Annotated in this window: 23 protein-coding genes and 1 riboswitch; of the genes, 14 read left to right on the top strand and 9 right to left on the bottom strand. The window is 63.7% G+C overall.

Translation table 11 applies throughout. The annotated features are described in order from the left end of the window. Positions 1–21 precede the first annotated feature (21 nt). From APH28_RS15470 to APH28_RS15455, 4 genes are read right to left on the bottom strand one after another with little or no spacing between them, the layout of a single operon-like run. Complete coding sequence (locus tag APH28_RS15470; protein WP_060510724.1) at positions 22–990, bottom strand: hypothetical protein; 969 nt, start codon at positions 988–990, stop codon at positions 22–24. 55 nt (positions 991–1,045) lie between these two features. Further along, positions 1,046–1,858, bottom strand: coding sequence for an aldo/keto reductase (locus APH28_RS15465; RefSeq protein ID WP_060510721.1), 813 nt, complete (start codon positions 1,856–1,858; stop codon positions 1,046–1,048). Then, positions 1,855–3,030 carry an FAD-binding oxidoreductase gene (locus tag APH28_RS15460; RefSeq protein WP_060510719.1) on the bottom strand — a complete coding sequence of 392 codons (1,176 nt, stop codon included), beginning with the start codon at positions 3,028–3,030 and terminating at the stop codon, positions 1,855–1,857. Before APH28_RS15460 ends, APH28_RS15465 begins: the two co-directional genes overlap by 4 nt. 46 nt (positions 3,031–3,076) lie before the next feature. Further along, the gene (locus tag APH28_RS15455) at positions 3,077–3,409 is read right to left on the bottom strand and encodes a multidrug efflux SMR transporter (protein WP_054887895.1); all 333 of its coding nucleotides are present in this window, start codon (positions 3,407–3,409) and stop codon (positions 3,077–3,079) included. Between the two features lie 87 nt (positions 3,410–3,496). On the opposite strand from APH28_RS15455, the gene APH28_RS15450 reads away from it, so the two are divergent. Both APH28_RS15450 and waaA read left to right on the top strand, forming a co-directional pair. Further along, positions 3,497–4,387: a LysR family transcriptional regulator gene (locus APH28_RS15450; RefSeq protein ID WP_060510717.1), complete on the top strand. Its 891-nt coding sequence runs from the start codon at positions 3,497–3,499 to the stop codon at positions 4,385–4,387. Between the two features lie 11 nt (positions 4,388–4,398). Beyond that, positions 4,399–5,670 carry a lipid IV(A) 3-deoxy-D-manno-octulosonic acid transferase gene (gene waaA, locus APH28_RS15445; protein ID WP_060510715.1) on the top strand — a complete coding sequence of 424 codons (1,272 nt, stop codon included), beginning with the start codon at positions 4,399–4,401 and terminating at the stop codon, positions 5,668–5,670. A gap of 52 nt (positions 5,671–5,722) precedes the next feature. On the opposite strand, the gene APH28_RS15440 is transcribed toward waaA, so the two are convergent. After that, positions 5,723–7,156 (bottom strand): TolC family outer membrane protein, encoded by a 1,434-nt coding sequence (locus APH28_RS15440; RefSeq protein ID WP_060510713.1) that lies wholly within the window; start codon positions 7,154–7,156, stop codon positions 5,723–5,725. 161 nt (positions 7,157–7,317) lie between these two features. Continuing rightward, positions 7,318–7,424: riboswitch (TPP riboswitch) on the top strand. A gap of 155 nt (positions 7,425–7,579) precedes the next feature. On the opposite strand from APH28_RS15440, the gene thiC reads away from it, so the two are divergent. Together thiC and cytX are read left to right on the top strand one after the other, a co-directional pair. Continuing rightward, positions 7,580–9,460 carry a phosphomethylpyrimidine synthase ThiC gene (thiC, locus tag APH28_RS15435; RefSeq protein ID WP_060510711.1) on the top strand — a complete coding sequence of 627 codons (1,881 nt, stop codon included), beginning with the start codon at positions 7,580–7,582 and terminating at the stop codon, positions 9,458–9,460. A 157-nt stretch (positions 9,461–9,617) separates the two neighbouring features. Continuing rightward, positions 9,618–10,901: a putative hydroxymethylpyrimidine transporter CytX gene (gene cytX / locus APH28_RS15430; protein WP_060510709.1), complete on the top strand. Its 1,284-nt coding sequence runs from the start codon at positions 9,618–9,620 to the stop codon at positions 10,899–10,901. Here cytX and APH28_RS15425 read toward each other — a convergent pair. Then, positions 10,870–11,616, bottom strand: coding sequence for an RsiV family protein (locus APH28_RS15425; RefSeq protein ID WP_060510707.1), 747 nt, complete (start codon positions 11,614–11,616; stop codon positions 10,870–10,872). The genes cytX and APH28_RS15425 overlap by 32 nt on opposite strands. Positions 11,617–11,801: 185 nt before the next feature. Between APH28_RS15425 and APH28_RS15420 the strand changes: the two genes are divergently transcribed. The 9 genes from APH28_RS15420 to APH28_RS15380 all read left to right on the top strand — a co-directional run bounded on the left by APH28_RS15420 (position 11,802) and on the right by APH28_RS15380 (position 21,098). Then, positions 11,802–12,419, top strand: a complete 618-nt coding sequence (locus tag APH28_RS15420; protein WP_060510705.1) for an NUDIX domain-containing protein — start codon at positions 11,802–11,804, stop codon at positions 12,417–12,419. After that, positions 12,410–12,862, top strand: coding sequence for a DUF1249 domain-containing protein (locus APH28_RS15415; RefSeq protein WP_060510703.1), 453 nt, complete (start codon positions 12,410–12,412; stop codon positions 12,860–12,862). The genes APH28_RS15420 and APH28_RS15415 overlap by 10 nt, the downstream gene beginning before the upstream one ends. 85 nt (positions 12,863–12,947) lie before the next feature. Beyond that, entirely contained in the window at positions 12,948–13,751 is an 804-nt protein-coding gene (gene cpdA, locus APH28_RS15410) for a 3',5'-cyclic-AMP phosphodiesterase (RefSeq protein ID WP_060510701.1), read from the top strand. A 144-nt stretch (positions 13,752–13,895) separates the two neighbouring features. Continuing rightward, on the top strand, positions 13,896–14,504 hold the full coding sequence (locus tag APH28_RS15405) for a YqiA/YcfP family alpha/beta fold hydrolase (RefSeq protein WP_060510699.1): 609 nt from the start codon (positions 13,896–13,898) through the stop codon (positions 14,502–14,504). A 36-nt stretch (positions 14,505–14,540) separates the two neighbouring features. Then, positions 14,541–16,445, top strand: coding sequence for a DNA topoisomerase IV subunit B (gene parE / locus APH28_RS15400; RefSeq protein ID WP_060510697.1), 1,905 nt, complete (start codon positions 14,541–14,543; stop codon positions 16,443–16,445). Next, positions 16,442–17,428, top strand: coding sequence for an esterase-like activity of phytase family protein (locus tag APH28_RS15395; protein ID WP_060510695.1), 987 nt, complete (start codon positions 16,442–16,444; stop codon positions 17,426–17,428). The genes parE and APH28_RS15395 overlap by 4 nt, the downstream gene beginning before the upstream one ends. Continuing rightward, complete coding sequence (locus tag APH28_RS15390) at positions 17,425–17,943, top strand: TIGR02281 family clan AA aspartic protease (RefSeq protein WP_060510693.1); 519 nt, start codon at positions 17,425–17,427, stop codon at positions 17,941–17,943. The genes APH28_RS15395 and APH28_RS15390 overlap by 4 nt, the downstream gene beginning before the upstream one ends. Before the next feature lie 10 nt (positions 17,944–17,953). Then, the gene (gene parC / locus APH28_RS15385; protein ID WP_060510690.1) at positions 17,954–20,212 is read left to right on the top strand and encodes a DNA topoisomerase IV subunit A; all 2,259 of its coding nucleotides are present in this window, start codon (positions 17,954–17,956) and stop codon (positions 20,210–20,212) included. A 175-nt stretch (positions 20,213–20,387) separates the two neighbouring features. Beyond that, positions 20,388–21,098 carry a membrane integrity-associated transporter subunit PqiC gene (locus tag APH28_RS15380; RefSeq protein ID WP_060510688.1) on the top strand — a complete coding sequence of 237 codons (711 nt, stop codon included), beginning with the start codon at positions 20,388–20,390 and terminating at the stop codon, positions 21,096–21,098. A gap of 92 nt (positions 21,099–21,190) precedes the next feature. Here APH28_RS15380 and APH28_RS15375 read toward each other — a convergent pair whose 3' ends face one another. Further along, the gene (locus tag APH28_RS15375) at positions 21,191–22,654 is read right to left on the bottom strand and encodes an AhpA/YtjB family protein (protein WP_060510686.1); all 1,464 of its coding nucleotides are present in this window, start codon (positions 22,652–22,654) and stop codon (positions 21,191–21,193) included. Positions 22,655–22,789: 135 nt separating this feature from the next. On the opposite strand from APH28_RS15375, the gene serB reads away from it, so the two are divergent. Beyond that, the gene (gene serB / locus APH28_RS15370; RefSeq protein ID WP_060510684.1) at positions 22,790–24,004 is read left to right on the top strand and encodes a phosphoserine phosphatase SerB; all 1,215 of its coding nucleotides are present in this window, start codon (positions 22,790–22,792) and stop codon (positions 24,002–24,004) included. A gap of 53 nt (positions 24,005–24,057) precedes the next feature. Here the strand turns inward: serB and asd are convergent, their stop codons facing one another. Beyond that, the gene (gene asd / locus APH28_RS15365) at positions 24,058–24,921 is read right to left on the bottom strand and encodes an archaetidylserine decarboxylase (protein ID WP_060510682.1); all 864 of its coding nucleotides are present in this window, start codon (positions 24,919–24,921) and stop codon (positions 24,058–24,060) included. Beyond that, complete coding sequence (locus tag APH28_RS15360; RefSeq protein WP_060510679.1) at positions 24,918–25,745, bottom strand: rhodanese-like domain-containing protein; 828 nt, start codon at positions 25,743–25,745, stop codon at positions 24,918–24,920. The genes asd and APH28_RS15360 overlap by 4 nt, the downstream gene beginning before the upstream one ends. Between the last annotated feature and the right edge of the window lie 35 nt (positions 25,746–25,780).

The raw sequence follows: 25,780 nt of genomic DNA, 5'->3' as shown, positions 1-25,780 counted from the left end.
GCTGCCATGCAGCCCCAACTGCTATTTATGAAGTGAAGTCCGGGCCCGCTCCAGCAGTGCCCGTGCCTTGTCGCCAAAGCGCTGCAAATGCGAAGCTGGCACCCCCTTGCGCTCCACCAGCCCCTGCTGCTTCACCCAATCCTTCCAGCGAATCCGTTCATCGGCCACCACCCAGCCATCCTGCCGGGCAAAGCTCTCTGCCAGGTACAGCCCACGGGTGCTCGCCGGTACCAGCTCATCCTTTTTCAACGTGTACAGCTCGGCCAAGGGCTGCCCATCCTGCACCGGCATCAGGTACAGATCCGGCCGCTTGCGGTTGAGCCGCGCTACCAGCTGGTCGCCTTCCAGCCGCTCATCGACATGGAACAGGCTCAGCTTCTTGGCTTCCTTGGGCACCTGGAGGCGCATGTCGTAAATCAACTGCAGTGAAGCCGTCGGCAAGTGCACATAGGCCCTTGGTCGTTCCAGCAACATCAGATTGCCGCAATGCACCGGGCGGGCAGCGCCCGACTCTGGCGTCAGCACGAAGGGCAAGGCATCGCGGTAATGCAGTGCGGCGGCATAGGGGGCTGGCAGCCAGGTGTCGTTGAAGCGCCCGCTCAGCCAGCCTTCCGGGGTTTCCAGCAGACATTCTTCAGCCACCTCCTGGACGGCGGTGTGCAGCGGCAAGTTGAGCTCCTGGGCGGGGACATAGCCGGAAATCAGTTTCAGCACTACGTCACCGCGGTCCTGGCGGCGTTGCCTTACCAGCACCCAGTAATCACGGTGTTGCCAATGCAGGGTCAGGCGCACGGAAACGCCCAGGTTGGCCAGTTCGACTACGAAGCGCTGTTTGTCGGCGAGCTGGATGGCCCGCCGCCGCTGCTGGGTCTGGGCGAAGTTCAAGGGCATGCCGATGCTCTGGTAGACCAGGCTTTCGGGGGTGGCTTCGACATGCAGCGGCAGTGTCTTGAAGTTGCTCGGGTTCTTGCGGATCAGCGTACGCGCCACGAGGCTCCTCCTTGCGTCGGGTCAGTCTCCAGGCCCGTCTCGGCTGGGTGGCAACTCAATGCTGGCCCAGGATGCGGGCGACGGTGGCCACATTGTGGGCCAGGTGCAACGGATTGATGGTGCCGACGATAGCACTGCTCACGCCCGGGTGGGCGAACAGCAGCTCGAAGCTGGCCTGCACTGGGTCGACCCCGGGCGCGAGGCAGATGTGCCCGCTGGCCAACGCTTTCTTCACCAGTATGGCCTTGCCGTGTTCGGCAGCGTAGTCCAGCACCGGGCGTTCTGCCTGCTCGTTGAGGTTGTAGGTGACCATGGCGCAATCACCCTGTTCCAGCGCCTTCAGGCCGCCGGCGACGGTCTTGCCGGAAAGCCCATAGCCGAGAATCTTGCCCTCCTGCTTGAGTGCGGCGAGGGTTTGGTAGACCTCCTGCTGCTCGAGGATTGCCAAGTCGTTGCCATCGGAGTGCACCAGCACCAGTTCGATGCGGTCGGTTTCCAGGCGGCGCAGGCTGCGCTCCACCGAGCGGCGGGTGTGAGCGGCGCTGAAGTCGAAGCTGGACTGGCCGTCTTCGAATTCTTCACCCACCTTGCTGACAATCACCCACTCATCACGCTGGCCGCGCAGCAGCGGCCCCAGGCGCTCTTCACTGCGGCCATAGGCCGGAGCGGTATCAATCAGGTTGATACCCAGCTCGCGGGCCTGGGCCAGCAGCATTCGAGCCTCGTCATCGCCGGGGATGGTGAAGCCATTGGGGTATTTGACGCCCTGGTCGCGGCCCAGCTTGACCGTGCCCAGGCCCAGTGGCGACACCTTGAAACCGGTGCTGCCCAAGGGGCGGTGCAAGCCGTGCAAGGTTGGCAAGGTCATGGCAGCAGTTGCTCCCAGGCCGGTACACCCAAGGCCGGGCGCGGCAAACCGGCAAGATCGGGCTGGGCTGCGGGGCGTACGCCATCGCGTTCGAGGCTGGCCAGTACACGGTCACTGAAGTCCGGTGCCAGTGCCAGTTTGGTCGGCCAGCCCACCAGCAGGCGCTGTTGTTCGGCGAGGAAGGCGTTGTCGGGACGGACCAGGCCGGACTGCGCGGGTTCGGCGCGATCGACGCGCAGGGTGGCCCAGCGCACCTGGCCTTGATCGACCCAAGGGAGCAGGTTGGCAATTTCCTTCTGCGCTGCAGCAATTTGTGCTGCGGGCTCCCGGGCCACGCCATCGGCTTCGGCGATGTCGCCGCCGAGGTACCAGACCCACTGGCCATCAGCGGCCGGGTGGGTGGTGATGGTCACGCGCGGCTTCGGCCCGCCGCCCAGGCAGTGCGCATACAGCGGCTTGAGGTTTGGCCCCTTGGCCAGAACCATGTGCAGCGGCCGGGTCTGCATGGCCGGTTGCTTCAGGCCCAGGGCATGCAGCAGGTCTTCTGTGCCCGCGCCAGCGCTGAGGACAATGCGTTGGGCGCGGATTTCGCGGCCGTCGACGCGCAGGCCGACCAGTTCGTCGCCTTCGCGCAGCGGTTCGACCTGTTCGCCAGCGAGCAGGCTGTCACCGGCCAGTTCGGCGAGGTTGGCAAGCAGGCTGGGCACATCGATTACCAGCTCGGCCAGGCGGTAGACCTTGCCCTTGAAGGCACGGTCTTGCAGAGCGGGAGGCAATTGCTCGCCCTTTACCTGATCGACCCGGCCACGCACGGCCTTGCTGGCGAAAAAGCTGGTCAGGTTGCCGGCCAGGGTGCCGGGCGACCACAGGTAGTGGGCATCGGAAAGCAGCCGGGTGCGCGTGAGGTCCAGTTCGCCGTTGCCTTCGATCGCTTCACGCCAGCGCCGTGGCATATCGGCGATGGCCTCGGAGGCGCCGGTCAGGGCGCCGTGCAAGGCGTACTTGGTACCACCGTGAATGATGCCCTGGGACTTGATGGTCTGCTCGCCACCGAGGCTGGCACGTTCCACCAGCACAGTCGAGTAACCCTGGCGACGCAGGCGGGCATTGAGCCAAAGGCCTGCGACCCCGGCGCCGACGATCAGCACGTCAGTGGAAATGGCGGTTGGCATGGCGGTACCTCGAAGACTGGGACAGCTGGCAAGTATACAGGCTGCCTCAGTGCCCGGCAGTTTTGGAAAACAGCTGTATCACAACCACACCACCCACGATCATCGCCATGCCCAGCATGGCCGGTACATCCAGCTTCTGCCCGTAGACCACCAGCGCTGCCACGCTGATCAGCACAATGCCAAGGCCTGACCAGATGGCATAGGCGATGCCCACCGGTATGCTGCGTACCACCAGGGTCAGCATCCAGAACGCGATGCCGTAACCGACCACCATCAGCAGCAACGGCAGCGGCGTGCTCAGCCCCTTGACCGCCTTCATGGAGGCGGTGGCGATGACTTCGGCGCAGATGGCGATGGCGAGATAGGTATAGGCATTCATGGCAGGATTCTCCGGTAACTGGCTCGGCATTCTAGCGGTTGCCCAGATGCGGTAAAGTCATTACCTATCCGCATGGGAGATAGGTTGATGGCTGAGCAATGGAACCTGGAACAACTGCGCACCTTCCTGCGTGTCGCCGAATTGCGCTCGTTTTCGGCGGTTGCCCGCGAACAGCGCAAGGCGCAATCGGCCATCAGCAATGCCATCGCCCTGCTGGAAACCGACCTGGGCGTGATGCTGTTCGAGCGCAGCAGCGGACGGCAGCCGAAACTAACCGAAAATGGGACCGCATTGCTGGAGGATGCCCGTGAACTGTTGCGCCAGTGCGAGCGGCTGGATGGCCGCGCGCTGGCGCTGATGCGTGGCCAGGAAGCGCTGCTCAGGGTCGCCCAGGATGAGGCCATGCCTTATCAGCCGGTGATCGACAGCCTCGATGAACTGGCCAGCCGTTATCCCTACCTGGAGGTGCAACTGGCCAGTGGCGCACAGGGCGATGTGGCGCGCAAGTTGACCGAGCGGCGTGCCGACCTGGGGTTGTTCTTCAACCACGAACGCATCCCGGCGGCGCTGGAGCGGCGAGCGCTGGGCAGCGTGGAAATGGTCACGGTATGCGCGGCCGGCCACCCGCTGGCGGATGAGGGCCGGGTAACCCGCCAGCAACTGGCCCGGCACCGGCAACTGCTGATCACCCCGCAGCAGAGTGGCTACCCCGGCGGCGAGGCGATCAGCCCGCACGTGTGGCGTGCCGACAGCTTCTATGCCATGGCTGAACTGCTGATGCGCGGGCTGGGCTGGGCCTGGCTGCCACGGCATGTGGTGCAGTACCCGACCTACCAGGCGCACATGGTCGAACTCGACAGCGAATGGCGCCCGCCCGCGCTGGTGGCGGAGCTGGCCTGGCGCCGCGATGAACCGCTGGGCCCGGCCGCGCAATGGTTGGCCGAGCGCTTTGCGGTGCACCTGCGCGCGATCGGGTAAACTCCGCCGCCATGAACAGAACACTTTACACCTTGCTGTTTCACCTGGGCCTGCCGCTGGTTGCGCTACGCCTGTACCTGCGCGCGCGCAAGGCGCCGGCCTACGGCCAGCGCATCGGTGAGCGCTTTGCCTGCAACCTGCCGGCCATGCGCCAAGGCGGGATCTGGGTGCATGCGGTATCGGTCGGTGAAAGCATTGCCGCCGCGCCAATGGTGCGGGCGTTGCTCAAGGCCTACCCGAACCTGCCGATCACGCTCACCTGCATGACCCCGACCGGTTCCGAGCGCATTCGCGCGATGTTCGCCGATGAGCCGCGCATCCAGCATTGCTACCTGCCCTACGACTTGCCGTGGGCGGCCGGGCGCTTTCTCGACCATGTGCGCCCACAGTTGGGCATCATCATGGAAACCGAACTGTGGCCCAACCACATCCACCAGTGCGCCAAGCGCGGCATTCCGGTGGCTTTGGCCAACGCCCGGTTGTCCGAGCGCTCAGCCCGTGGTTATGGGCGCTTTGCCAAGCTGACACGGCCGATGCTTGCAGAAATGAGCCTGATCGCCGTGCAGACCGAAACCGAAGCCCAGCGCTTCCGTGACTTGGGGGCTCGCTCCGAATGCGTGCAGGTCACCGGTTCGATCAAGTTCGACTTGAAGGTCGATGAGCACCTGCAGCCCCGTGCCCAGGCATTGCGCGAACAGTGGGGCGCCCAACTGCGCCCGGTGTGGATCGCTGCCAGTACTCACGAGGGTGAGGATGCCCTGATCCTGCAGGCGCACCAGCGGTTACTGCAGGTGCACGCCGATGCACTGCTGATCCTGGTACCGCGTCATCCTGAGCGGTTCGATGCCGTGCATGCCTTGTGCGCCGAGCAGTTCGCTACGGTCCGCCGTTCTGCCGGCACGCCAGTGGATGCGCGCACGCAAGTGATGCTCGGCGACACCATGGGTGAGTTGCTGTTCCTCTATGCCCTGGCCGATATCGCCTTTGTCGGCGGTAGCCTGGTGGCCACCGGCGGCCATAACCCATTGGAGCCGGCGGCATTGGCATTGCCGGTACTCATGGGGCCGCATGTGTTCAATTTCCTCGAAATCAGCGCCATGCTGCGCGAGGCGGGGGCGTTGCAGCAGGTCGATGATGTCGACGGGCTGGCCGAGGCGGTGCGGCGATTGATCGAGCTGCCGCAGGATGCGCAGCGCATGGGTGAGGCGGGCAGGGCTGTGATGCAGGCCAACCAGGGCGCCTTGCAGCGCTTGCTGGATGGGCTGGACAAACTTCTCAGCTGAGTTTTGTGTTGGTTTCTTCGCGGGTAAACCCGCGAAGAAGCCAACACCGGTCTCAAGGCCTGCGCTCGAAGTTCTTGGCAGCTGCTGCGGCCAAGTCCGGCGGCAGGAAGTCCTTGTCCGGGTTGTAGTCCGGTTTCAGGTACTGCCTGAGGTCCTGCAGATCCTGCGGGCTCAGGGTCCCAGCGGCCTGTTTCAAGCTCAGGTTGTCGAGAATGTAGTCGTAGCGGCTGTTGTTGTAGTCACGCACCGAGGTGTACAGCTGGCGCTGGGCGTCGAGCACGTCGACGATGTTGCGGGTACCGACCTGGTAGCCGATCTCGGTGGCTTCCAGCGCACTCTGGTTGGAGATGATCGACTGCTTGCGCGCCTGCACCTGTTCCACATCGGTGTTCACCGCGCGATGCAGGTTACGGGTGTTCTCCACCACCTGGCGGCGCAGGCTTTCACGCTGCTGTTCGCTCTGGGTCAGGCGCTGATAGGCCTCGCGAACCTGCGAGCTGGTCAGGCCACCACTGTAGATCGGGATGTTCAACTGCAGGCCGACGCTGGTCTGCTCCACGTCACCGCTGTAGCGCTGGCCGAGTGGTGACGGGTTGGTGAAGCCCAGGCTGTCGTTGTCGCCTTTTTCGTACTTGGCCACCGCATCGAGGGTCGGTGCGTGGCCAGCCTTGCGCTGGCGCAGGGTTTCTTCGGCGGCGGCAACGGCGTGGTTGGTAGCCAGCAGGTTGAGGTTCTGGCGGCCGGCGGTTTCCACCCAGGCCTTGGCGTCGTTGGGGGTCGGCACCTTCACCGGTAGCGTGTGGACCACACCCTGGATCGAACTGTACTCGCGGTTGGTCAGGGCGATGAGGGCCTCGAAGGCATCCTGCACCTGGCGCTCGGCGACAATCCGGTTGGCCCGAGCGGTATCGTAGCTGGCCTGGGATTGCAGCACGTCGGTCTTGTCGGACAGGCCGACGTCGAAACGTTCGTTGGACTGGTCCAGCTGGCGCTTGAAGGCGGCTTCTTCTGCTTTGGTCGCCGCCAGGTTGTCCTGGGCACGCAGCACGGAGAAGTAGTCCTGCGCAGTTTGCAGGATCAGGTTCTGCTCGGTAGCCGACAGTTGCAGCGCCGCCTGCTCGTTGACCGCTTCGGCAGCCTGCAGCTGGAACCAGCGATCAGCACGGAAGATCGGTTGCGCCAAGGTCGCGCTCCAGGTGTTGCCGCTGCGGTTGGCGGTGGTCGACGGCTGGTCGATCTTGGTGCGGGTATTGAGCATCTCGGCACCGGCCGAGAGGTTCGGCAGCAGGCCGGCGCGAGCCTGCGGCACCACTTCTTTCTGGGCGCCATAATCGGCACGAGCGGCAGCAAGATCGGCGTTGTTGTCGACCGCTTCCTGGTAAACACTGACCAAATCGGTCTTTACCGTCGTGGGCATGTCCGCTGCCCAGACCACTCCGTTGGACGCACAAGACACGGCTATCGCCAGTGAAAGTTTGCGCAGCATAGAGGCAATCCTTGTACGAAATTTAATTACTGAACTGTTGAGTATCGAGCGACGGGCCAGTGTAGTGCCATGCGCATCCGCCAACAATCATAGGTTGCGCCTTTCATCTCCCCTGCGTTTTACCCGCTTGGCTTTGCCGACCACTCCAGTCTAGACTGCGCATGTTCTTGTCGGGGTGCCTTGAAGCAAAGGCTGAGATCGCAGAGGTGCGGATCCCGTTGAACCTGATCAGGTTAGCGCCTGCGTAGGGAACAAGATTGCTCGCCTTCCCGGGGAGCCTCTTGTGCCAGGTCCGGGAATGTCGCAGCTGCATGCAGCTTCAGGCACCCCCGTATCCGGCACTGCACCCGTCCAAGGGTGCGCCCACGTCTTTCAGGTTCACCCCGACATTCCCCTGCTAGGAAGCCGTCTGGAGAGCCTGTGATGACCAAACAAGAAAAAACGATCAACCTCAGCGAATCGGCGCAAGTCGACCAGCAGTCCGTGCAACCTTTCCCGCGTTCGCGCAAGGTCTACGTCGAAGGCTCGCGCCCGGACATCCGCGTACCCATGCGCGAAATCAGCCTGGACGACACCCCGACCGACTTCGGCGGCGAAAGCAATGCGCCGGTACTGGTCTACGACACCTCTGGCCCGTACACCGACCCCAACGTCATCATCGATGTGCGCAAGGGCTTGGCCGATGTACGTTCGGCCTGGATCGATGCACGCGGTGACACCGAGCGCCTGGAGGGCCTGAGCTCCGACTTCGGCCAGCAGCGCCTGAACGATGCCGAACTTGCCAAGCTGCGCTTCGCCCACGTGCGCAACCCGCGCCGGGCCAAGGCTGGCGCCAACGTCTCGCAGATGCATTACGCCCGCCAGGGCATCATCACAGCCGAGATGGAATACGTGGCAATCCGCGAGAACATGAAGCTGCAAGAGGCCCGCGCTGCTGGCCTGCTGAACGAGCAGCACGCCGGCCACAGCTTCGGTGCCAACATCCCGAAAGAGATCACCCCGGAATTCGTCCGCCAGGAAATCGCCCGTGGCCGTGCGATCATCCCGGCCAACATCAACCATCCGGAAGTGGAGCCGATGATCATCGGCCGCAACTTCCTAGTGAAGATCAACGGCAACATCGGCAACAGCGCCCTGGGCTCCTCGATCGAGGAAGAAGTGGCCAAGCTGACCTGGGGCATCCGCTGGGGCTCGGACACCGTCATGGACCTGTCCACCGGCAAGCACATTCACGAAACCCGCGAGTGGATCATCCGCAACTCACCCGTGCCGATCGGTACCGTGCCGATCTATCAGGCCCTGGAGAAGGTCAACGGCGTGGCCGAGGATCTGACCTGGGAGCTGTTCCGCGACACCCTGATCGAGCAGGCCGAGCAGGGCGTGGACTACTTCACCATCCATGCGGGTGTGCTGTTGCGCTACGTGCCGCTGACCGCCAAGCGGGTCACCGGTATCGTCAGCCGCGGTGGCTCGATCATGGCCAAGTGGTGCCTGGCGCACCACAAAGAAAACTTCCTGTACACGCACTTCGACGAGATCTGCGAAATCATGAAGGCTTACGACGTGAGCTTCTCGCTCGGTGACGGCCTGCGCCCGGGTTCGATCGCCGACGCCAACGATGCGGCCCAGTTCGGTGAGCTGGAAACCCTTGGCGAGCTGACCAAGATCGCCTGGAAGCACGATGTGCAGTGCATGATCGAAGGTCCAGGCCACGTGCCGATGCAGTTGATCAAGGAGAACATGGACAAGCAGCTCGAATGCTGCGACGAGGCGCCGTTCTACACCCTCGGTCCGCTGACCACCGACATCGCCCCGGGTTACGACCACATCACCTCGGGCATTGGTGCGGCAATGATCGGCTGGTTCGGTTGCGCGATGCTCTGCTACGTCACGCCCAAGGAGCACTTGGGCCTGCCGAACAAGGATGACGTCAAGACCGGCATCATCACGTACAAGATCGCCGCCCATGCTGCCGACCTTGCCAAGGGCCACCCGGGCGCGCAGATTCGTGACAACGCCTTGTCCAAGGCGCGTTTCGAATTCCGCTGGGAAGACCAGTTCAACCTGGGCCTGGACCCGGACACCGCGCGTGCCTTCCACGACGAGACCCTGCCCAAGGAGTCGGCCAAGGTCGCGCACTTCTGCTCGATGTGCGGGCCGAAGTTCTGCTCGATGAAGATCACTCAGGAAGTGCGTGAGTACGCAGCCAAGATCGAGGCCGTGGACGTGACCGTCGAGCAAGGCATGCGCGAGCAGGCCGAGCGGTTCCGCCAGGAAGGCAGCCAGCTGTACCACAAAGTCTAAAAAGCGCCACGTTTCCTTTGTGTAGGAGCGGGCTTGCCCCGCGAAGGCGTCAGACCTGCCATTCACGCATAGCAGGTCTGACGCCTTCGCGGGGCAAGCCCGCTCCTACACGAGGAGAGTAGCCAGTGCCACATCCATTCTTCCTGCGAATACAACAATGACATCACCCAGCCAATTCTCCCCCGACCACCCGGTCCCCACCCACCAGCGCGTCTTCGGCGCCCGTGACCTGTTCTCGCTATGGTTTTCCCTCGGCATCGGCCTGATGGTCCTGCAGGTCGGCGCCATGCTGGCCCCTGGCCTTGGCCTGGCCGGCGCGGTCCTGGCCATTGCCCTTGGCACCGGGGTCGGTGTGCTGCTGCTCGGCGCCGCCGGGGTCATCGGCAGTGACACGGGCCTGTCGGCCATGGGCACCCTGAAGCTGAGCCTGGGCCGTCATGGCGCGCGCTTGCCGGCACTGCTCAACCTGCTGCAACTGGTGGGTTGGGGTGCCTTCGAGATCATCGTCATGCGTGATGCTGCCAGCCTGCTGGGGGCTCGGGCGTTTGGTGAAGGCAGCGCCTGGAACAGCCCGATGCTCTGGACCCTGTGCTTCGGCGCTCTGGCTACCCTGCTCGCAGTCAGCGGCCCACTGGCGTTCGTGCGCAAGGTGCTGCGCGCCTGGGGCATCTGGGTATTGCTGGGCGCCTGCCTGTGGCTGACCTGGAACCTGTTCGCCAAGGCCGACCTGGTTGAACTGTGGAGCCGCGCCGGGGACGGTTCGATGTCGCTGGCGGTGGGCTTTGACATCGTCATCGCCATGCCGCTGTCCTGGTTGCCGCTGATTGCCGACTATTCGCGCTTCGCCCGCAATGGCAAGCATGTGTTTGGCGGTACGGTGCTGGGCTATTTCATCGGCAACACCTGGCTGATGAGCCTAGGCGTGGCCTATACCTTGGCCTTTGCCGCCAGTGGCGACGCCAATGCGCTGCTGCTCACCCTGGCAGGTGCAGGCATGGGGATCCCGCTGCTGCTGATCCTGCTGGACGAGTCGGAAAAAGCCTTCGCCGATATCCACTCGGCGGCCGTTTCCACGGGTGTGCTGTTGCCGCTGAAGATCGAGCACCTGGCGTTGGCCATTGGTGTGCTGTGCACCCTGATTGCCCTGCTGGCACCACTTGCCCAGTACGAGAACTTCCTGCTGCTGATCGGTTCGGTGTTCGCACCGCTGTTCGGCGTGGTGCTGATGGACCACTACGTGATCCGTCGTCGCGGCCTGCCGGCTCAGGTCGATGGTTTGCACTGGCAGGCGCTGGTGGCCTGGGTGGTGGGTGTGGCGGCCTATCACGTGATCGCCGCCGAGGCGCCGGAGCTGGGGGCTACCCTGCCAGCATTGCTGCTGGCAGGTGGGCTGCACGGGTTACTGAGCTTCAGCCGCGGCCGGGAAACAGCTCAGGCTTGAGCACGCCGTTCAGGCGTGGATAAGGGATTTTCAGTTCCACGTGGCCCATGGAGTAGGGCGCGATGGCATAGACCTCGTACTTCACCACCAGCGCGCCGTACGTCAGGGCGATGTGCGGCGAGCGCTTGAAGGGCCAGGTCTTGACGAACTCGGCATCCTTGTCCATGCCCACGCTGATCAGCCAGGCACGGTGCGACTCTTCCACGGTCTTCCAGAAGGTTTCTTCCTGGCCTGGCACCAGCATGTCCTGCAGGGTCAGCACCTTGTCCAGCTTGCGCGAATAGTTGATGAAACCGCGCCCTGGCATGCCGTGGGCGCCGCCGCTGTCGAGGTAGCTGGACAGCTCGATGATCACCAGCCCGTCATGCTGCTCGCGTACCTTGGCTTGCAGGTAGCTGCTGTTGCGTTTGTCGGCATTGGCCAGGTATTGCTGCTCGTAGGCCTGCAGGGTGCTTGGCGCGGTGCCATGCTGATTGTCTTCAGTCAGCTGCAGCAGGCGCTTTTCGACGATGGCATCGAGCTTGGGCTGGGCCGGGAAGTGCACGGTATCGATGTTCACCAGCGGGCAGTCGCTTGCGCTGCAGCCGGGTTTGACGTGCTCCCAGGCATCACGCTTGACCTCGAGCGGGGCCCGGTAATTGGGTGCGAACAGGCTCTGGCACGCGCCCAGAGCGAGTGCCAGCACGGCCACGGATGTCAGTTTGACAAGTGTCATGGTGATCCTTGCAGAACAGGGAAAAGTCGGCCTTTGACCGTCTGCGCGGCCTTCAGTTCGCCACTAAGCTAACAGAGTGAAGACGTGCTGTCCCGAGTGGGCGAACGGTTGCCGGAAAGGGGTGAAACGGGCAACCGTGCAGAGTAGGATGGCGCGATGCGGTAATTGAGGTCATGAGGATTCCCATGTCAGACACGTTGAATTCAGCGCCCAGGGCGGTCGAGATCGTCAAGCGGGACAACTGCTTCAAGGGCTTCTACAAGCTCGACAAGGTGCAGCTGCGCCATGAACTGTTCGCAGGTGGCATGAGCCGTGAGATCAGCCGTGAGCTGTTCGTGCGTCACGATGCGGTCTGTGTGCTGCCGTATGACCCGCTGCGCGATGAGGTAGTGTTGATCGAGCAGTTCCGCGTCGGCGCCTTGGGCAAGGTCGAAAACCCTTGGCTGATCGAGATGGTCGCCGGGCTGATCGACCGGGAAGAAGAGCTGGAGAACGTTGCCCATCGCGAAGCCGAGGAAGAAGCCGGGCTGGCGATAGGCGCCCTGTGGCCGATCACCCGCTACTTCCCCTCGCCAGGCGGCAGCGACGAGTACGTGCACCTGTACCTGGGCCGCTGCACCAGTGAAGGCGCGGGTGGGCTGCATGGCCTGGAAGAAGAGAGCGAGGACATCCGTGTACGCGTATGGTCGTTCGATGATGCAATGCAAGCAGTGCGCGATGGTCAAATCTGCAACGCAGCGACCATCATCAGCCTGCAGTGGCTGGCGCTGAACAAAGATGAAGTCCGAGGTATGTGGAAGTGAACCTTTTGCGTGAGCGTTATCGGGTCGACCTGGCCGGGCTGCAAGCAGCCTGCGAGGCCAACTATGCCCGGCTCATGCGTCTGCTGCCCGATATGCGTACCACCCAGAGCTCGCGGCGCATCGGCATGACCCAGGGCGACCAGATGCTTGGCGTACTGGTGCTCGATGTGCTGCTGGCCTGCCCGTACACCACCACCTTGCGCGTGCGCCAGGAGCACAGCCTGCCCTGGCTGCCGGTGCCGCACCTGGAGGTGCAGGTGTATCACGATGCGCGCATGGCCGAAGTGATCAGCGCCGAGCATACCCGTCGCCTACGCAGCATCTACCCGTACCCCAATCAGGCCATGCACCAGCCGGACGAGAAGGCGCAGCTCAATCTGTTCCTCGGTGAATGGCTCAGCCATTGCCTGGCCTGCGGCCACGAACTGGCAAGTGTGCGCTGAAATGTGACCTGGGTCGGTTTCGAGTGTTTGCTCGTAACCGTTCCGGCGCCATAATTCGTGCAGAATCCGTTCGAGGAGACGGCCGTTGCCGAACCCAGACCCTTCCCCTGCGCCCGTGCATGTGGTGCAACTGACCGACGCCCACCTGTTCGCCGACCCGGCGGGCACCTTGCTGGGCGTCAAAACCCGCGACAGCCTGCGCCACGTGGTGGCCCAGGTGCAGCGCGAACAGCCACGTGTCGACTTGCTGCTATGTACCGGCGACCTGTCCCAGGATGCCAGTGTCGCCTCCTATGACGCCTTTCGTGAGCTGACCCGCGTATTCACCGCACCGAGCCGTTGGTTGCCAGGTAACCATGATGAAGCCAAGGTCATGGCCGACGTTGCGCCAGAGCTGGTGCAGTCGGTGACCGACATCGGCAGCTGGCGCGTGGTCATGCTTAATACGGCGGTACCGGGCGCGACCCATGGGTTGCTCGAGCAGGACCAGTTGTCGATTCTCGATGAAGCCTTGGCCTCGGCTGGCGAACGGCATTGTTTGGTGTGCTGCCACCATCAGCCGGTGGATATCGGTTGCGCCTGGATCGCCCCGATCGGATTGCGCAATGCCGATGATCTGTTGCAGCGCCTGCGCAGTTATCCACAGGTGAAGGCGTTGCTCTGGGGGCATATTCATCAGGAATGGGATGAGCAGCGCGATGGCTTGCGCCTGCTGGCCACGCCGTCAACCTGCATTCAGTTCGCGGCAGGCAGCGAGGACTTCAAGGTCAGCGAAGAGCAGCCTGGCTATCGCTGGATGCGCTTGCATGCCGATGGGCGGCTGGAGACTGGCGTTGAGCGGGCTGCTGATTTTGAAGTGATGCTCGACTTCAATAGCCCAGGGTACTGAAGCGCTTGGGGCTGCGTGCAGTCCCGGCTATAGAAGAATTTGTTGCTAAATCCCTGCCGCGGCGCCAAAACCCGGCGAACGCGCTACACTGCGCGTCCCTGTGCCCGCTCGATCGGGTGCGAAGCCACAGATTCCGGGGGCAGCATGTCGGGTTCCATCCTCTATATCCATGGCTTCAACAGCTCGCCGCTTTCCACCAAGGCGCGCCAGCTCGCGGCGGTGATGCAGCAGCTGGGCCTTTCGCAGCAGCTGCGCGTCCCGGACTTGCACCATCACCCACGCCAGGCCATGGCCCAGCTCGAGGCTGCCATTGCCGAGCTCGGCGCGCCCCTGCTGGTCGGCAGTTCGCTCGGCGGCTACTATGCCACCCATCTGGCCGAGCGGCATGGGCTCAAAGCCCTGCTGGTCAACCCGGCAGTCACCCCGCACAAGCGCTTCGACGGTTATCTGGGTACCCAGCGCAACCACTACACTGGCGAGGCGTGGGACTTGACCCTGGACCATGTGCAGGCCCTGGCCGAGCTGGAAGTGCCGGCACCGACCGACCCAGGCCGCTATCAAGTGTGGCTGCAGACCGCCGATGAAACCCTGGACTATCGCCACGCCGAGCAGTATTACCGGGCTTGCGCCTTGCGTATCCAGGCCGGTGGCGACCACAGCTACCAGGGCTTCGCCCAGCAACTGCCAGGCCTGCTGGCCTTTGCCGGCATTGCCCGGCAGCAGTATGCGGCGCTCGATTTTTCTGTATTTTGATCTTTTTTGCATTCACCAGACTGACGACGAGAATCCATGGCCAATCCCAGCGCTAGCGCCTATAACGCAGACGCCATCGAAGTCCTCTCCGGCCTCGACCCGGTGCGTAAACGCCCGGGCATGTACACCGATACCAGCCGGCCTAACCACTTGGCCCAGGAAGTCATCGACAACAGTGTCGACGAAGCCTTGGCCGGCCACGCCCGTTCGGTGCAGGTCATCCTCCACGCCGACCATTCGCTGGAAGTCAGCGACGATGGCCGTGGCATGCCGGTGGATATCCACCCTGAAGAGGGCGTGTCGGGCGTCGAGCTGATCCTCACCAAGCTGCATGCTGGCGGCAAGTTCTCCAACAAGAACTACCAGTTCTCCGGCGGCCTGCACGGCGTGGGTATTTCGGTGGTCAACGCCCTGTCGACCCAGGTGCGCGTGCGCGTCAAACGCGACGGCAACGAGTACCAGATGACCTTCGCCGATGGCTTCAAGGCCAGCGAGCTGGAAGTGGTCGGCACGGTCGGCAAACGCAACACCGGTACCAGCGTGTACTTCAGCCCGGACCCGAAGTATTTCGATTCGCCCAAGTTTTCCATCAGCCGTCTCAAGCACGTGCTCAAGGCCAAGGCCGTACTGTGCCCGGGCTTGCTGGTCAGCTTCGAGGACAAGGCCAGCGGCGAAAAGGTCGAGTGGCACTACGAGGACGGCCTGCGTTCCTATCTGGTCGACTCGGTCAGCGAGTTCCAGCGCCTGCCCGACGAGCCCTTCTGCGGCAGCCTGGCGGGTAACAAGGAGGCCGTCGACTGGGCGCTGCTGTGGCTGCCCGAAGGGGGTGACAGCGTCCAGGAAAGCTACGTCAACCTGATCCCCACCGCCCAGGGCGGTACCCACGTCAACGGCCTGCGCCAAGGCCTGCTCGATGCCATGCGTGAGTTCTGCGAGTTCCGCAACCTGCTGCCGCGTGGCGTCAAGTTGGCGCCGGAAGACGTCTGGGAGCGCATTACTTTCGTGCTCTCGATGAAAATGCAGGAGCCGCAGTTCTCCGGCCAGACCAAGGAGCGCCTGTCGTCCCGCGAGGCGGCGGCGTTCGTTTCCGGTGTGGTCAAGGATGCCTTCAGCCTATGGCTCAACGCCCATCCCGAACTGGGCATGCAGCTGGCCGAACTGGCCATCAGCAATGCCGGCCGGCGGCTCAAGGCCAGCAAGAAAGTTGAACGCAAGCGCATCACTCAGGGCCCGGCGTTGCCAGGCAAGCTGGCCGATTGCGCCGGGCAGGACCCGATGCGTGCCGAACTGTTCCTGGTCGAGGGTGACTCCGCCGGTGGTTCGGCCAAGCAGGCCCGCGACAAAGAGTTCCAGGCCATCCTGCCGCTGCGCGGAAAGATCCTCAACACCTGGGAAGTGGACGGCGGCGAAGTGCTGGCCAGCCAGGAAGTGCACAACATCGCCGTGGCCATTGGTGTCGATCCAGGCGCAGCCGACCTGACGCAGCTGCGCTACGGCAAGATCTGCATTCTCGCCGACGCCGACTCGGACGGTCTGCACATCGCCACCTTGCTCTGTGCACTGTTCGTCCAGCACTTCCGTCCGCTGGTCGAGGCCGGCCATGTGTACGTCGCCATGCCGCCGCTGTACCGCATCGACCTGGGCAAGGAAATCTACTACGCCCTCGACGAAGCCGAGCGTGACGGCATCCTCGACCGCCTGGTGGCCGAGAAGAAGCGCGGCAAGCCGCAGGTCACCCGATTCAAGGGCCTGGGTGAGATGAACCCACCGCAACTGCGTGAAACCACCATGGACCCGAACACCCGGCGCCTGGTGCAGTTGACCCTGGAAGATGTCGAAGCGACCTGCGAGCTGATGGACAAGCTGTTGGCCAAGAAGCGCGCCAGTGATCGCAAGAGCTGGTTGGAAACCAAAGGGAACCTGGCTGAGGTCATGGTTTGATTCGTCTGTTGCTTGCAGCATTGCTCACGTTAGTTGCCCTGCCGAGCCTGGCGGGCAACTGGCCGGAGCTGAAACTGGCATCCGAGCACCCGGTCGAGGGCATGCGCGGCGGCAACCTGTCTGGCCTGGTCGAATGCCGGGGCGGGTTGTGGGGTGTTTCCGATCGTGATGATGACCGCATCTACCGTTTTGATCAGCAGAGCACCGTCTGGCGCGCGCAGCCGCTTACATTCACGCCGCCGCCGGTGCCCGAGAGCGGCTTGCCGTGGGGCTTGAAGTCGCGTAACTGGGCGGCGTCCTACGTGCGCGGTGGCGAGCTGGATTACGAAGGCATCACCTGTGACCAGGCGGGTAATCTGTACTTGGTCAGCGAGGCCCATGCGGCGGTGCTGCAGTTGCCAGCCGAGGGTGAACCGGACTGGCTGAAGATCGACCCGGCGATGGTACGTCAGGCCCGTGCCAGCGGCATGCTGCTCAATTTCAATGCCCTGTTCGAGGGCCTGGCGATCAACCCGGCAGGTGACCGCCTGTGGCTGGCGGCCGAGCGCGAGCGCCGTGGCCTGATGGCCATCGAGCGCCAGCAGTCGGTGTGGACCTGCGGGCGCAGCTGCGTGTTGCTGAGCGAAGCCGGGGTCGAGATGCAGCCACCACAAATGCCCAACCCACGGGCGCTGTCGCGCGATTTCGCCGACCTCGCCTGGTTCGAGGGCAAGCTGTTCACCCTCGAGCGCAACGCCTACCGCGTGTGCCGACGTGATGCCGACAATGGCAAGGTCGAACAGTGCTGGTCGTTCGCCGCCGAGGCACTGCTGCCGGAGCGGCGCTACGACCAGCCCTACGGTCTGGCCGAGGCCCTGGTGATCGACGCCAAGGGCGCCTGGATTGGCCTGGACAACAACAACGGTGCTCGCGCCGATGGTGAAAGCCGGCCGATCGTCTGGCGCTTCGAAGCGCCGCAGGGCGGCTGGAGCGCCAAGCCATGAGCCAGCCACCGGGCAAACGCGCCGGCAAGGTACTGATGATCGTCGCCTGGGCGGCGGGGCTGTTCCTTGCCACGCGTTTCTTCGGTCAATGGGAAGACCACGAGCGCAACCCCAACACACAGGTGCAGTCGACCCACGGCGACGGTTTCGTCGAAGTGCGCCTGCTGGGCAATGGCCAGGGCCACTTCGTGCTGGACGGCACGATCAATGGCCAGGGGGTGCATTTCATGCTCGACACCGGTGCCACCGACGTGGCGATCCCCGAGTCGCTGGCCAAGGACCTGAACCTGCAGCGCGGCAGCCCGGTGGTGCTGAGCACCGCCAACGGCCGCACCGAAGGCTACCGCACCCGGCTGGATGCCCTGCAACTGGGCGATATCCACCTGCAGAACGTGCGCGCCCTGGTGGTGCCCGGCCTTGACGGGGAAGCCGTGCTGCTGGGCATGAGTGCCCTGAAACAACTTGAATTTACCCAGCGCGGCGGCACCATGCTGCTGCGCCAGAACCTGAAATGACGAGGCCCGCATGAGCGACTCACTGGAACTCAGCCTGGACGGCGTCGAACGCCGCTCGCTGGCTGACTTCACCGAACAGGCCTACCTCAACTACTCCATGTACGTGATCATGGACCGGGCCTTGCCGCACATCGGCGACGGCCTCAAGCCGGTGCAGCGACGCATCGTCTATGCCATGAGCGAGTTGGGGCTCAATGCCGACGCCAAGCACAAGAAGTCCGCCCGTACCGTAGGTGACGTGCTCGGCAAGTTCCACCCCCACGGCGATTCGGCCTGCTACGAGGCCATGGTGCTGATGGCGCAGCCGTTCAGCTACCGCTACACGCTGGTCGACGGCCAGGGCAACTGGGGTGCGCCGGACGATCCTAAGTCGTTCGCCGCCATGCGTTACACCGAGGCGCGCCTGTCGCGTTACTCGGAAGTTCTGCTCAGCGAAGTAGGACAGGGCACCGTCGACTGGGTACCGAACTTCGACGGCACGCTGGAGGAGCCTGCGGTACTGCCGGCGCGCCTGCCGAACATCTTGCTCAACGGCACCACCGGTATCGCCGTGGGCATGGCCACCGACGTGCCGCCACACAACCTGCGCGAAGTGGCGAGTGCCTGCGTGCGCCTGCTCGACGAGCCCAAGGCCACCATCGAGCAGCTGTGCGAACACATCCAGGGCCCGGACTACCCGACCGAAGCCGAAATCATCACCCCGCGTGCGGAAATCCAGAAGATCTACGAGAGCGGCCGCGGTTCGATCCGCATGCGCGCCGTGTACCGCGTCGAGGAGGGCGACATCGTCGTCACTGCCTTGCCGCACCAGGTCTCCGGGGCCAAGGTGCTGGAACAGATCGCCGCACAGATGCAGGCCAAGAAGCTGCCGATGGTCGCCGACCTGCGCGACGAGTCCGATCACGAGAACCCATGCCGCATCGTCATCATCCCGCGTTCCAACCGCGTCGATGCCGACGAGCTGATGCAGCACTTGTTCGCCACCACCGACCTGGAGAGCAGCTACCGGGTCAACGTCAACATCATCGGCCTCGACGGCCGCCCGCAGCTGAAAAACCTGCGCGCACTGTTGCTGGAGTGGCTGGAGTTCCGCACCCACACCGTTCGCCGCCGCCTGCAGCACCGCCTGGACAAGGTCGAGAAGCGCCTGCACCTGTTGGAAGGCTTGCTCACTGCGTTCCTCAACCTGGATGAAGTGATCCATATCATCCGTACCGAGGAGCACCCCAAGCAGGCCCTGATCGAGCGCTTCCAGCTGACCGAAATCCAGGCCGACTACATCCTCGAGACGCGCTTGCGCCAGTTGGCGCGCCTGGAAGAGATGAAGATCCGCGGCGAACAGGACGAACTGCTCAAGGAGCAGGCCAAGCTCCAGGCCTTGTTGGGCAGCGATGCCAAGCTACGCAAGCTGGTGCGCAGCGAGCTGATCAAGGACGCCGAGACCTATGGCGACGAGCGCCGCTCGCCAATCGTCGAGCGCACCGAAGCCAAGGCCCTGTCGGAAAATGAGCTGATGCCGACCGAGCCGGTCACCGTGGTGCTGTCGGAGAAGGGCTGGGTGCGTTGCGCCAAGGGCCACGACATCGATGCCACCGGGCTGTCCTACAAGGCCGGCGACGGCTTCAAGGCCGCCGCTGCCGGGCGCTCCAACCAGTTCGCTGTGTTGATCGACTCCACCGGGCGCAGTTATTCGGTGGCCGCGCATACCCTGCCATCGGCACGTGGCCAGGGCGAGCCGCTGACCGGCCGCCTGACGCCTCCGCCCGGGGCGACCTTCGAATGCGTGCTGCTGCCAGACGATGACGCGTTGTACGTGGTGGCCTCCGACGCCGGTTACGGCTTCGTGGTCAAGGGGGAGGACCTGCAGGCGAAGAACAAGGCTGGCAAAGGCCTGCTCAGTTTGCCTAACGGTGCCAAGGTCATGACGCCACGCCCGGTAGCCGACCGTGAACAGGATTGGCTGGCGGCGGTGACCACTGAAGGTCGCCTGCTGGTGTTCAAGGTTTCCGACCTGCCACAGCTGGGCAAAGGCAAGGGCAACAAGATCATCGGTGTGCCCGGTGATCGGGTGGCCAGTCGTGAAGAATTTGTCACCGATCTGGCCGTGATTGCCGAGGGTGCAACCCTTGTATTGCAAGCCGGCAAGCGTACCCTGTCTCTTAAGCCAGACGACTTGGAGCACTACAAGGGTGAACGTGGCCGACGCGGCAGCAAGCTGCCTCGCGGCTTCCAGCGGGTCGACAGCCTGCAGGTGGAAGTGCCGGTATAATCCGACGAAATGTCTGGAACGGCAATTTCAGCGCCGTTCCAGGCAGAAATGCTGGAGTCGAACCGATATTTCGCGGATGATAGTGCCCCTGCGGTGCCGGCGTGGCCGAGTGCCCGATTGAATCTCTATGAGTATCACTGCGGTTTGCCTGGTGGCGACCGCCTGGATGGGTTGAATGAAATTCCTGCGCCTTCCATTTGCGCTGTTGATGACGGGTTTGCTGGGGCTGAGCGGGTGCAGCATGCACCAGCCGGTTGCCTTGTACCAACTCGACAGCGGTGATCCTGGCCAGCCTTCGCAGAGCGCGGGCATGGCCGTGGTGCTTGGCCCGGTGTCGGTAGCCGATTACCTGCAGCGCGAAACCTTCTTGCAACGCCAGGCCGACGGCAGCCTGAGTTCGGCGACCGACGGTCGTTGGGCCGGTAGCCTGTCGGCGGACATCGATCAGCTGCTGGTGCGCCAGCTGGCCTGGCGCCTGGACAGCCAGCGCGTGGTGCTGGCTCCGGCCAGCACAGGCTTTACCCCGGATGTGCAGGTACTGCTGTCGATCACTCGCCTGGACTCGGGCAAGAACCAGCCGGCGATTCTCGATGCGCAATGGCGCCTGCTCGACCGCCGTGGCCGTGTGCGTGACAACCGTATCGTTCACCTAGAGCAGCAGCACGCGGGTAGCGAGTCGTCCCAGGTTCAGGCCCAGGGGCAGTTGCTGCAGAAGCTGGCCGAACAGTTGAGCTCGGCGGTCAAACCGCTGGCCAATCAGCCGGCGGTTGCTGAAGAAGCACCGAAGAAACAAGCCGCACCGGTGCAGGTCAAGAAAGAACCGGAGAAGTCGAAGATTCCAATGGCTTCGCCGATTCGCACCGATATGGAAGTCTATCGGTTCTGATCCGACAGCCACAAAAAAGCCCGCATGCTCGCGGGCTTTTTTGTGGGTCGCTGAAATGGCTGGGGCCGCAAAGCGGCCCTTAGGATCTGAAGTCAGGCCCGGCGTTCGTGCATGCGCGCCAACTGGCGCTCCAGCATCGACGGGTAGGGCTCCAGCAACCGCTCCACACAGCAAGCCCCTTCAGGGCTGGCAATCGGCCGGATGCGGGCGCGCTTGCGGATCAGCTCGTCATCAGTGATCTGGCGCTCTACCAGCAGCAGGTTGCGGCTGTGCTGCGACAGGGCCAGCGCGTCCTGGGCCTTCTCGGCCATCAGCAGGTCTACCTGCTCCAGCCCTTGCAGATCATCGCCCAGTGCCAGGCCCAGCTGCAGTTGCAGGGTGATGCCGCTGTCGGCTACTTCGATCTGCAGGGCATGGCCCAGCGCCCGCAGCAACTCGCCGCAGCAGATGGCGTTGGTCAGGTAATCCTCGCCGCAGTCACGGCTGTGGAACAGCACCAGGGTGCTGCCATCGTTGAGCGTGTGAATCTCACCTTCATACAGCGACGCAGCCTGCTCCAGGCAGCCACGGTAACGTTCCAGCAGCTCGGTCAGGCGCGTGCGCGGCAGGCGGCGCAGTTGCTCCTGGGAGCCCAGCTGAACGGCCAGCACGGCGGTGTTCTGTGGCTCGTCGGATTCGACCGCGGCAGGTTTGGCCGCGGGGTGCTCCACGTCGTCCAGCAGCCCGGCGAAAGCCGCGTCGTCGTCCTCGTCTGCCTGGACCACTGCCTTGGCGCGCTGTGCAGGCTTGACCGGGACTTCGTCGTGCAGCTCGTCGAACTCGTCTTCGTACGCCTCTTCCTCCGGCTCCGGCTCAGGCGGAGGTGGTGGTGCCAGGCGGGCGTGCAGTTGGCGGGCGATGTCGCCGATCTCGTCCTGGCGGTCGATGGCGGGGGTGTAAGGGTGCGGGTCGCGCAGCCATACCCGCAGCTGCAGCAGCGGCAGGGTGATGTGGCGACCTTGGCGCAGGCTAAGGCTCAGCGCCAGGGCCAGCAGGATGGCGGCGAGGATGCCCATGCTCTGCAGGCTGATGAGCATCGGCTGCTGGAACTGGTTCATGTCCAGGCTGATGCGCAGCTGACCGGCGGTCACGTCCTGGAACGTGATCTTGGTCTGGTACAGGCCTTCGGCTTCGCCCAGCAGGCTGTTGCGCGGGCGCTGACCGGCCTCGGCGAGGATGCGGTTGTCGACGCTGTAGATGGCCGCATGGGCCACCAGCGGGTTCTTCACCAGGTTGCCCAGCAGCACATTGAGGCTGAGGATGTCGTTGGACACCAGCAGCTCGGTGGCCGAGGTGGCGGTCTGGGTGGTCAGGCTCTGGCCGAGGGCGTCAGCCTGTTCGTGCATGGCCTGCTTGAACTGCAGGCCCATCACACAGGCATAGATCACCAACGCCAGCGCCACCAGGAAAATGTTGGTGGTGGCGATGCGCAGTGCCAAGGGCACGCGACGTTGGCGCAGGGCTCGGAAGATCATGATGAAGAAGTTATCGGTTTTGACGGGCGTGGGCCGGTTCACAGAGCTCGGCTCTTAATGGCATAAAAGTGTTGGGCAGTATAGCGAGCAGTGTTTTGTCGGCAAAGTAGAGTTGGCGCCCGATCGTCATGGAAAATCGGTAGAATGCGCATTTTTCATCGAAGTCGGAGCCAGGTTGTGCGCGAAATCGTTCTGATCAACATCACCGGTGAGGACCGCCCCGGTCTCACCGCCGCCATTACCGGCGTCCTGCTCCAGGGCGGTGTGAACATCCTCGACATCGGCCTGGCGGTGATGCACGGCACTCTGTCGTTCGGCATTCTGGTCGACATCCCCGACAACGAAGTGGCCACCAGCCTGCTGCAGAGCGTGCAGTCCAAGGCCCACGAGCTGAACCTGCAGGCGCGCTACACGCCGATTTCCGAGGCCGACTACCAGCACTGGGCCGATGCCCAGGGCGAAGCGCGGCATATCGCGACCCTGCTCAGCCGCAAGATCACCCCGGAGCAACTGCAACGCGTCAGTGCGATCATCAGCCAGTATGGCCTGACCATCGAACGTATCGAGCGCCTGTCGGCGCGGGTTTCCCTTGGTGCTCCGAGCGAGAAGGGCAAGGCGGCGCTGGAAATTTCCGTGCGTGGTGTGCCGAGTGACGCCCAGGCATTGCGTGCCGACTTCTTCGCGCTGGCCGAAGAGCTGAGCATCGACATCGCGTTCCAGAAAGATGACCTGTTCCGCCGCAACCGCCGCCTGGCGGTATTCGACATGGACTCGACGCTGATCGAGGCTGAAGTCATCGACGAACTGGCCAAGGCGGCCGGTGTGGGTGAACAGGTTGCCGCGATCACTGAGCGGGCCATGCGTGGCGAGCTGGACTTCCGCGCAAGCTTCAAGGAGCGCATGGCGCTGCTCAAGGGCCTGGATGTCGGCGTACTCGACGAGATCGGCGCTTCCCTGCGCCTGACCGAAGGTGCCGAGAACCTGTTCGCCGAACTCAAGCGCCTGGGCTACAAGACGGCGATCCTGTCCGGCGGCTTCTCATACTTCGCCAAGCAGGTGCAGGCGCGCCTGGGTATCGATTACGTATTCGCCAACGAACTGGAAGTGGTCGATGGCAAGGTGACCGGCGTGGCCGTGGAGCCGATCGTCGACGCCCAGCGCAAGGCGGAACTGCTGCAGCAGCTGGCCAGCGAAGAAGGCTTGCAGCTGGAACAGACCATCGCCGTGGGTGATGGCGCCAACGACCTGCCGATGCTGTCGCTGGCCGGCCTGGGCGTCGCGTTCCGCGCCAAGCCGCTGGTGCGCCAATCGGCCAAGCAGGCGATTTCCACCCTGGGGCTGGATGGCGTGCTGTACCTGCTGGGCCTGCGCGACCGCGACGCCCGCGGCTAATCGCCAGACAAAAAAGGCCCTGCACATGCAGGGCCTTTTTTTTGCGTCCAGGGTCAAGCCTGGGCAGGGGTTGCCAGCAGTTCACCCATGCGCACCGCCGAAGCTGCACCCAGGGTCTCGGCCCATTTCACCTGCTCTGGCCCGAACAGGACGATGGCGGTCGAACCCAGCTTGAAGCGGCCCAGCTCGGCGCCTTTCTCCAGGTGAATCGGCGCACGGCTGCTTTCGTCATAGCGGAAGGTCTTCAGCTCACGCTTCGGTGGGGTGACCAGGCCGGCCCACACGGTCTCGATCGAGGCGACGATCATGGCGCCGACCAGCACTACGGCCATCGGCCCGCGCTCGGTATCGAACAGGCACACCACGCGCTCGTTGCGGGCAAACAGCTCCGGAACGTTCTCGGCGGTGGTCTGGTTGACCGAGAACAGGCGGCCCGGCACGTAGACCATCTCGCGCAGGGTACCGGCGAGCGGCATGTGCACGCGGTGGTAATCCTTCGGCGACAGGTAGATGGTGGCGAACTCGCCCCCCATGAATGGCGCAGCCAGTGCCGGATCACCGCCAAGCAATTCAAGTGCGCTGAAGCTGTGGCCCTTGGCCTGGAAGATACGACCGTGTTCGATCGGGCCCAGTTGGCTGACGGCACCGTCGGCCGGGCAGAGGATTGCGCCCGGGGTTTCGTCCAACGGGCGAGCGCCAGGTTTGAGGGCGCGGGTGAAGAAGGCGTTGAAGTGCTCGTAGGCGGTGAGGTCTTCGACCAGCGCTTCGCTCATGTTCACCTGGTAACGCTTGGCGAACCAGGCGGTGAAGGCGTTCTTGAACCAGCGTGCACGGCATTCGGCCACACAGCCAGCCAGGCGCGACAGCAAGTGGTGCGGCAGCAGGTACTGACTGATGATGAACAGACGGGATTTCATTGAGTTGATTGTCCTTGAACTTCGACAGGCGTGTCCGGGTGGTTGCCCCATTCGCTCCACGAACCGGCGTAAGCCTTGATACGTGGGTAACCGAGGGCCTTGGCCACCAGGTAGGTGAAACCGGAGCGGCGGTGGGTCTGGCAGTGGGTGATCACTTCCTTGTCCGGGGTGATGCCCAGTTGCTGGAGCACTTCAGCGATATCTGCACGGATGCGCAGGTGATCGTTGAGGTCCATGCCAGCAGTCCATTCGAAATTGACCGCGCCGGGAATGTGTCCGGCCTTGGCTGCCAGGACTTTTTCACCGTTGAATTCCTGCGGAGCACGCGCGTCCCAGATAACCAGGTCATCGGCGCCCAGGCGGCTTTGCAAGTATTCGCGGGTGGCGGTCGGTTCGCCGTGCAGTTGCAGGTGCACGGGCGTGCCGCCGGGTACTGGCACGTCGGTGGAGAGTTTGTCCGCCGGCCAGGCCTGGATGCCGCCATTGAGGTAGTGGTAGCGCTCGTGGCCGATGACATCGAGCAGCCAGATGAAGCGGCCGGCCCAGCCGCCGCCTTCATCGTCGTACACCACGTAGACGGCGTCGTCGCGGTGGCCCAGTTCGCTGAACAGCTTTTCCAGGTCGGCCAGGGCGGGCAGCAGGCCGGGTGCCGGAGGCTGACCCAGTTGGGTGCGCTTGCCCTCGACGAAGCGGGCGCCAGGGATATGCCCGCTGACATAGCGGTTGGCGCTGCTCAGGTCGACCAGGATCAGCTGGGGTGAGTCCAGGCGCGGCAACAGGTCTGCGGCTTCGATCACCAAAGGCAGGCCGGAAAAGTCAGTCATCCACGTTCTCCAGTGTGGAAAGAGGGGCGATTGTA

It is taken from the genome of Pseudomonas sp. NBRC 111124, assembly GCF_001320245.1.
In the GTDB taxonomy this organism is placed as follows: domain Bacteria; phylum Pseudomonadota; class Gammaproteobacteria; order Pseudomonadales; family Pseudomonadaceae; genus Aquipseudomonas.
Note: the sequence above shows the minus strand (reverse complement) of the source record. Positions and strands in the feature narration are given on the sequence as shown.

Coding starts and splice junctions, on each gene's coding strand:
- APH28_RS15465 (WP_060510721.1), bottom strand. CDS start 1,858: ATGACCTTGCCAACCTTGCACGGCTTGCACCGCCCCTTGGGCAGCACC.
- APH28_RS15460 (WP_060510719.1), bottom strand. CDS start 3,030: ATGCCAACCGCCATTTCCACTGACGTGCTGATCGTCGGCGCCGGGGTC.
- APH28_RS15455 (WP_054887895.1), bottom strand. CDS start 3,409: ATGAATGCCTATACCTATCTCGCCATCGCCATCTGCGCCGAAGTCATC.
- APH28_RS15450 (WP_060510717.1), top strand. CDS start 3,497: ATGGCTGAGCAATGGAACCTGGAACAACTGCGCACCTTCCTGCGTGTC.
- waaA (WP_060510715.1), top strand. CDS start 4,399: ATGAACAGAACACTTTACACCTTGCTGTTTCACCTGGGCCTGCCGCTG.
- APH28_RS15440 (WP_060510713.1), bottom strand. CDS start 7,156: ATGCTGCGCAAACTTTCACTGGCGATAGCCGTGTCTTGTGCGTCCAAC.
- thiC (WP_060510711.1), top strand. CDS start 7,580: ATGACCAAACAAGAAAAAACGATCAACCTCAGCGAATCGGCGCAAGTC.
- cytX (WP_060510709.1), top strand. CDS start 9,618: ATGACATCACCCAGCCAATTCTCCCCCGACCACCCGGTCCCCACCCAC.
- APH28_RS15425 (WP_060510707.1), bottom strand. CDS start 11,616: ATGACACTTGTCAAACTGACATCCGTGGCCGTGCTGGCACTCGCTCTG.
- APH28_RS15420 (WP_060510705.1), top strand. CDS start 11,802: ATGTCAGACACGTTGAATTCAGCGCCCAGGGCGGTCGAGATCGTCAAG.
- APH28_RS15405 (WP_060510699.1), top strand. CDS start 13,896: ATGTCGGGTTCCATCCTCTATATCCATGGCTTCAACAGCTCGCCGCTT.
- parE (WP_060510697.1), top strand. CDS start 14,541: ATGGCCAATCCCAGCGCTAGCGCCTATAACGCAGACGCCATCGAAGTC.
- APH28_RS15390 (WP_060510693.1), top strand. CDS start 17,425: ATGAGCCAGCCACCGGGCAAACGCGCCGGCAAGGTACTGATGATCGTC.
- parC (WP_060510690.1), top strand. CDS start 17,954: ATGAGCGACTCACTGGAACTCAGCCTGGACGGCGTCGAACGCCGCTCG.
- APH28_RS15380 (WP_060510688.1), top strand. CDS start 20,388: ATGAAATTCCTGCGCCTTCCATTTGCGCTGTTGATGACGGGTTTGCTG.
- asd (WP_060510682.1), bottom strand. CDS start 24,921: ATGAAATCCCGTCTGTTCATCATCAGTCAGTACCTGCTGCCGCACCAC.
- APH28_RS15360 (WP_060510679.1), bottom strand. CDS start 25,745: ATGACTGACTTTTCCGGCCTGCCTTTGGTGATCGAAGCCGCAGACCTG.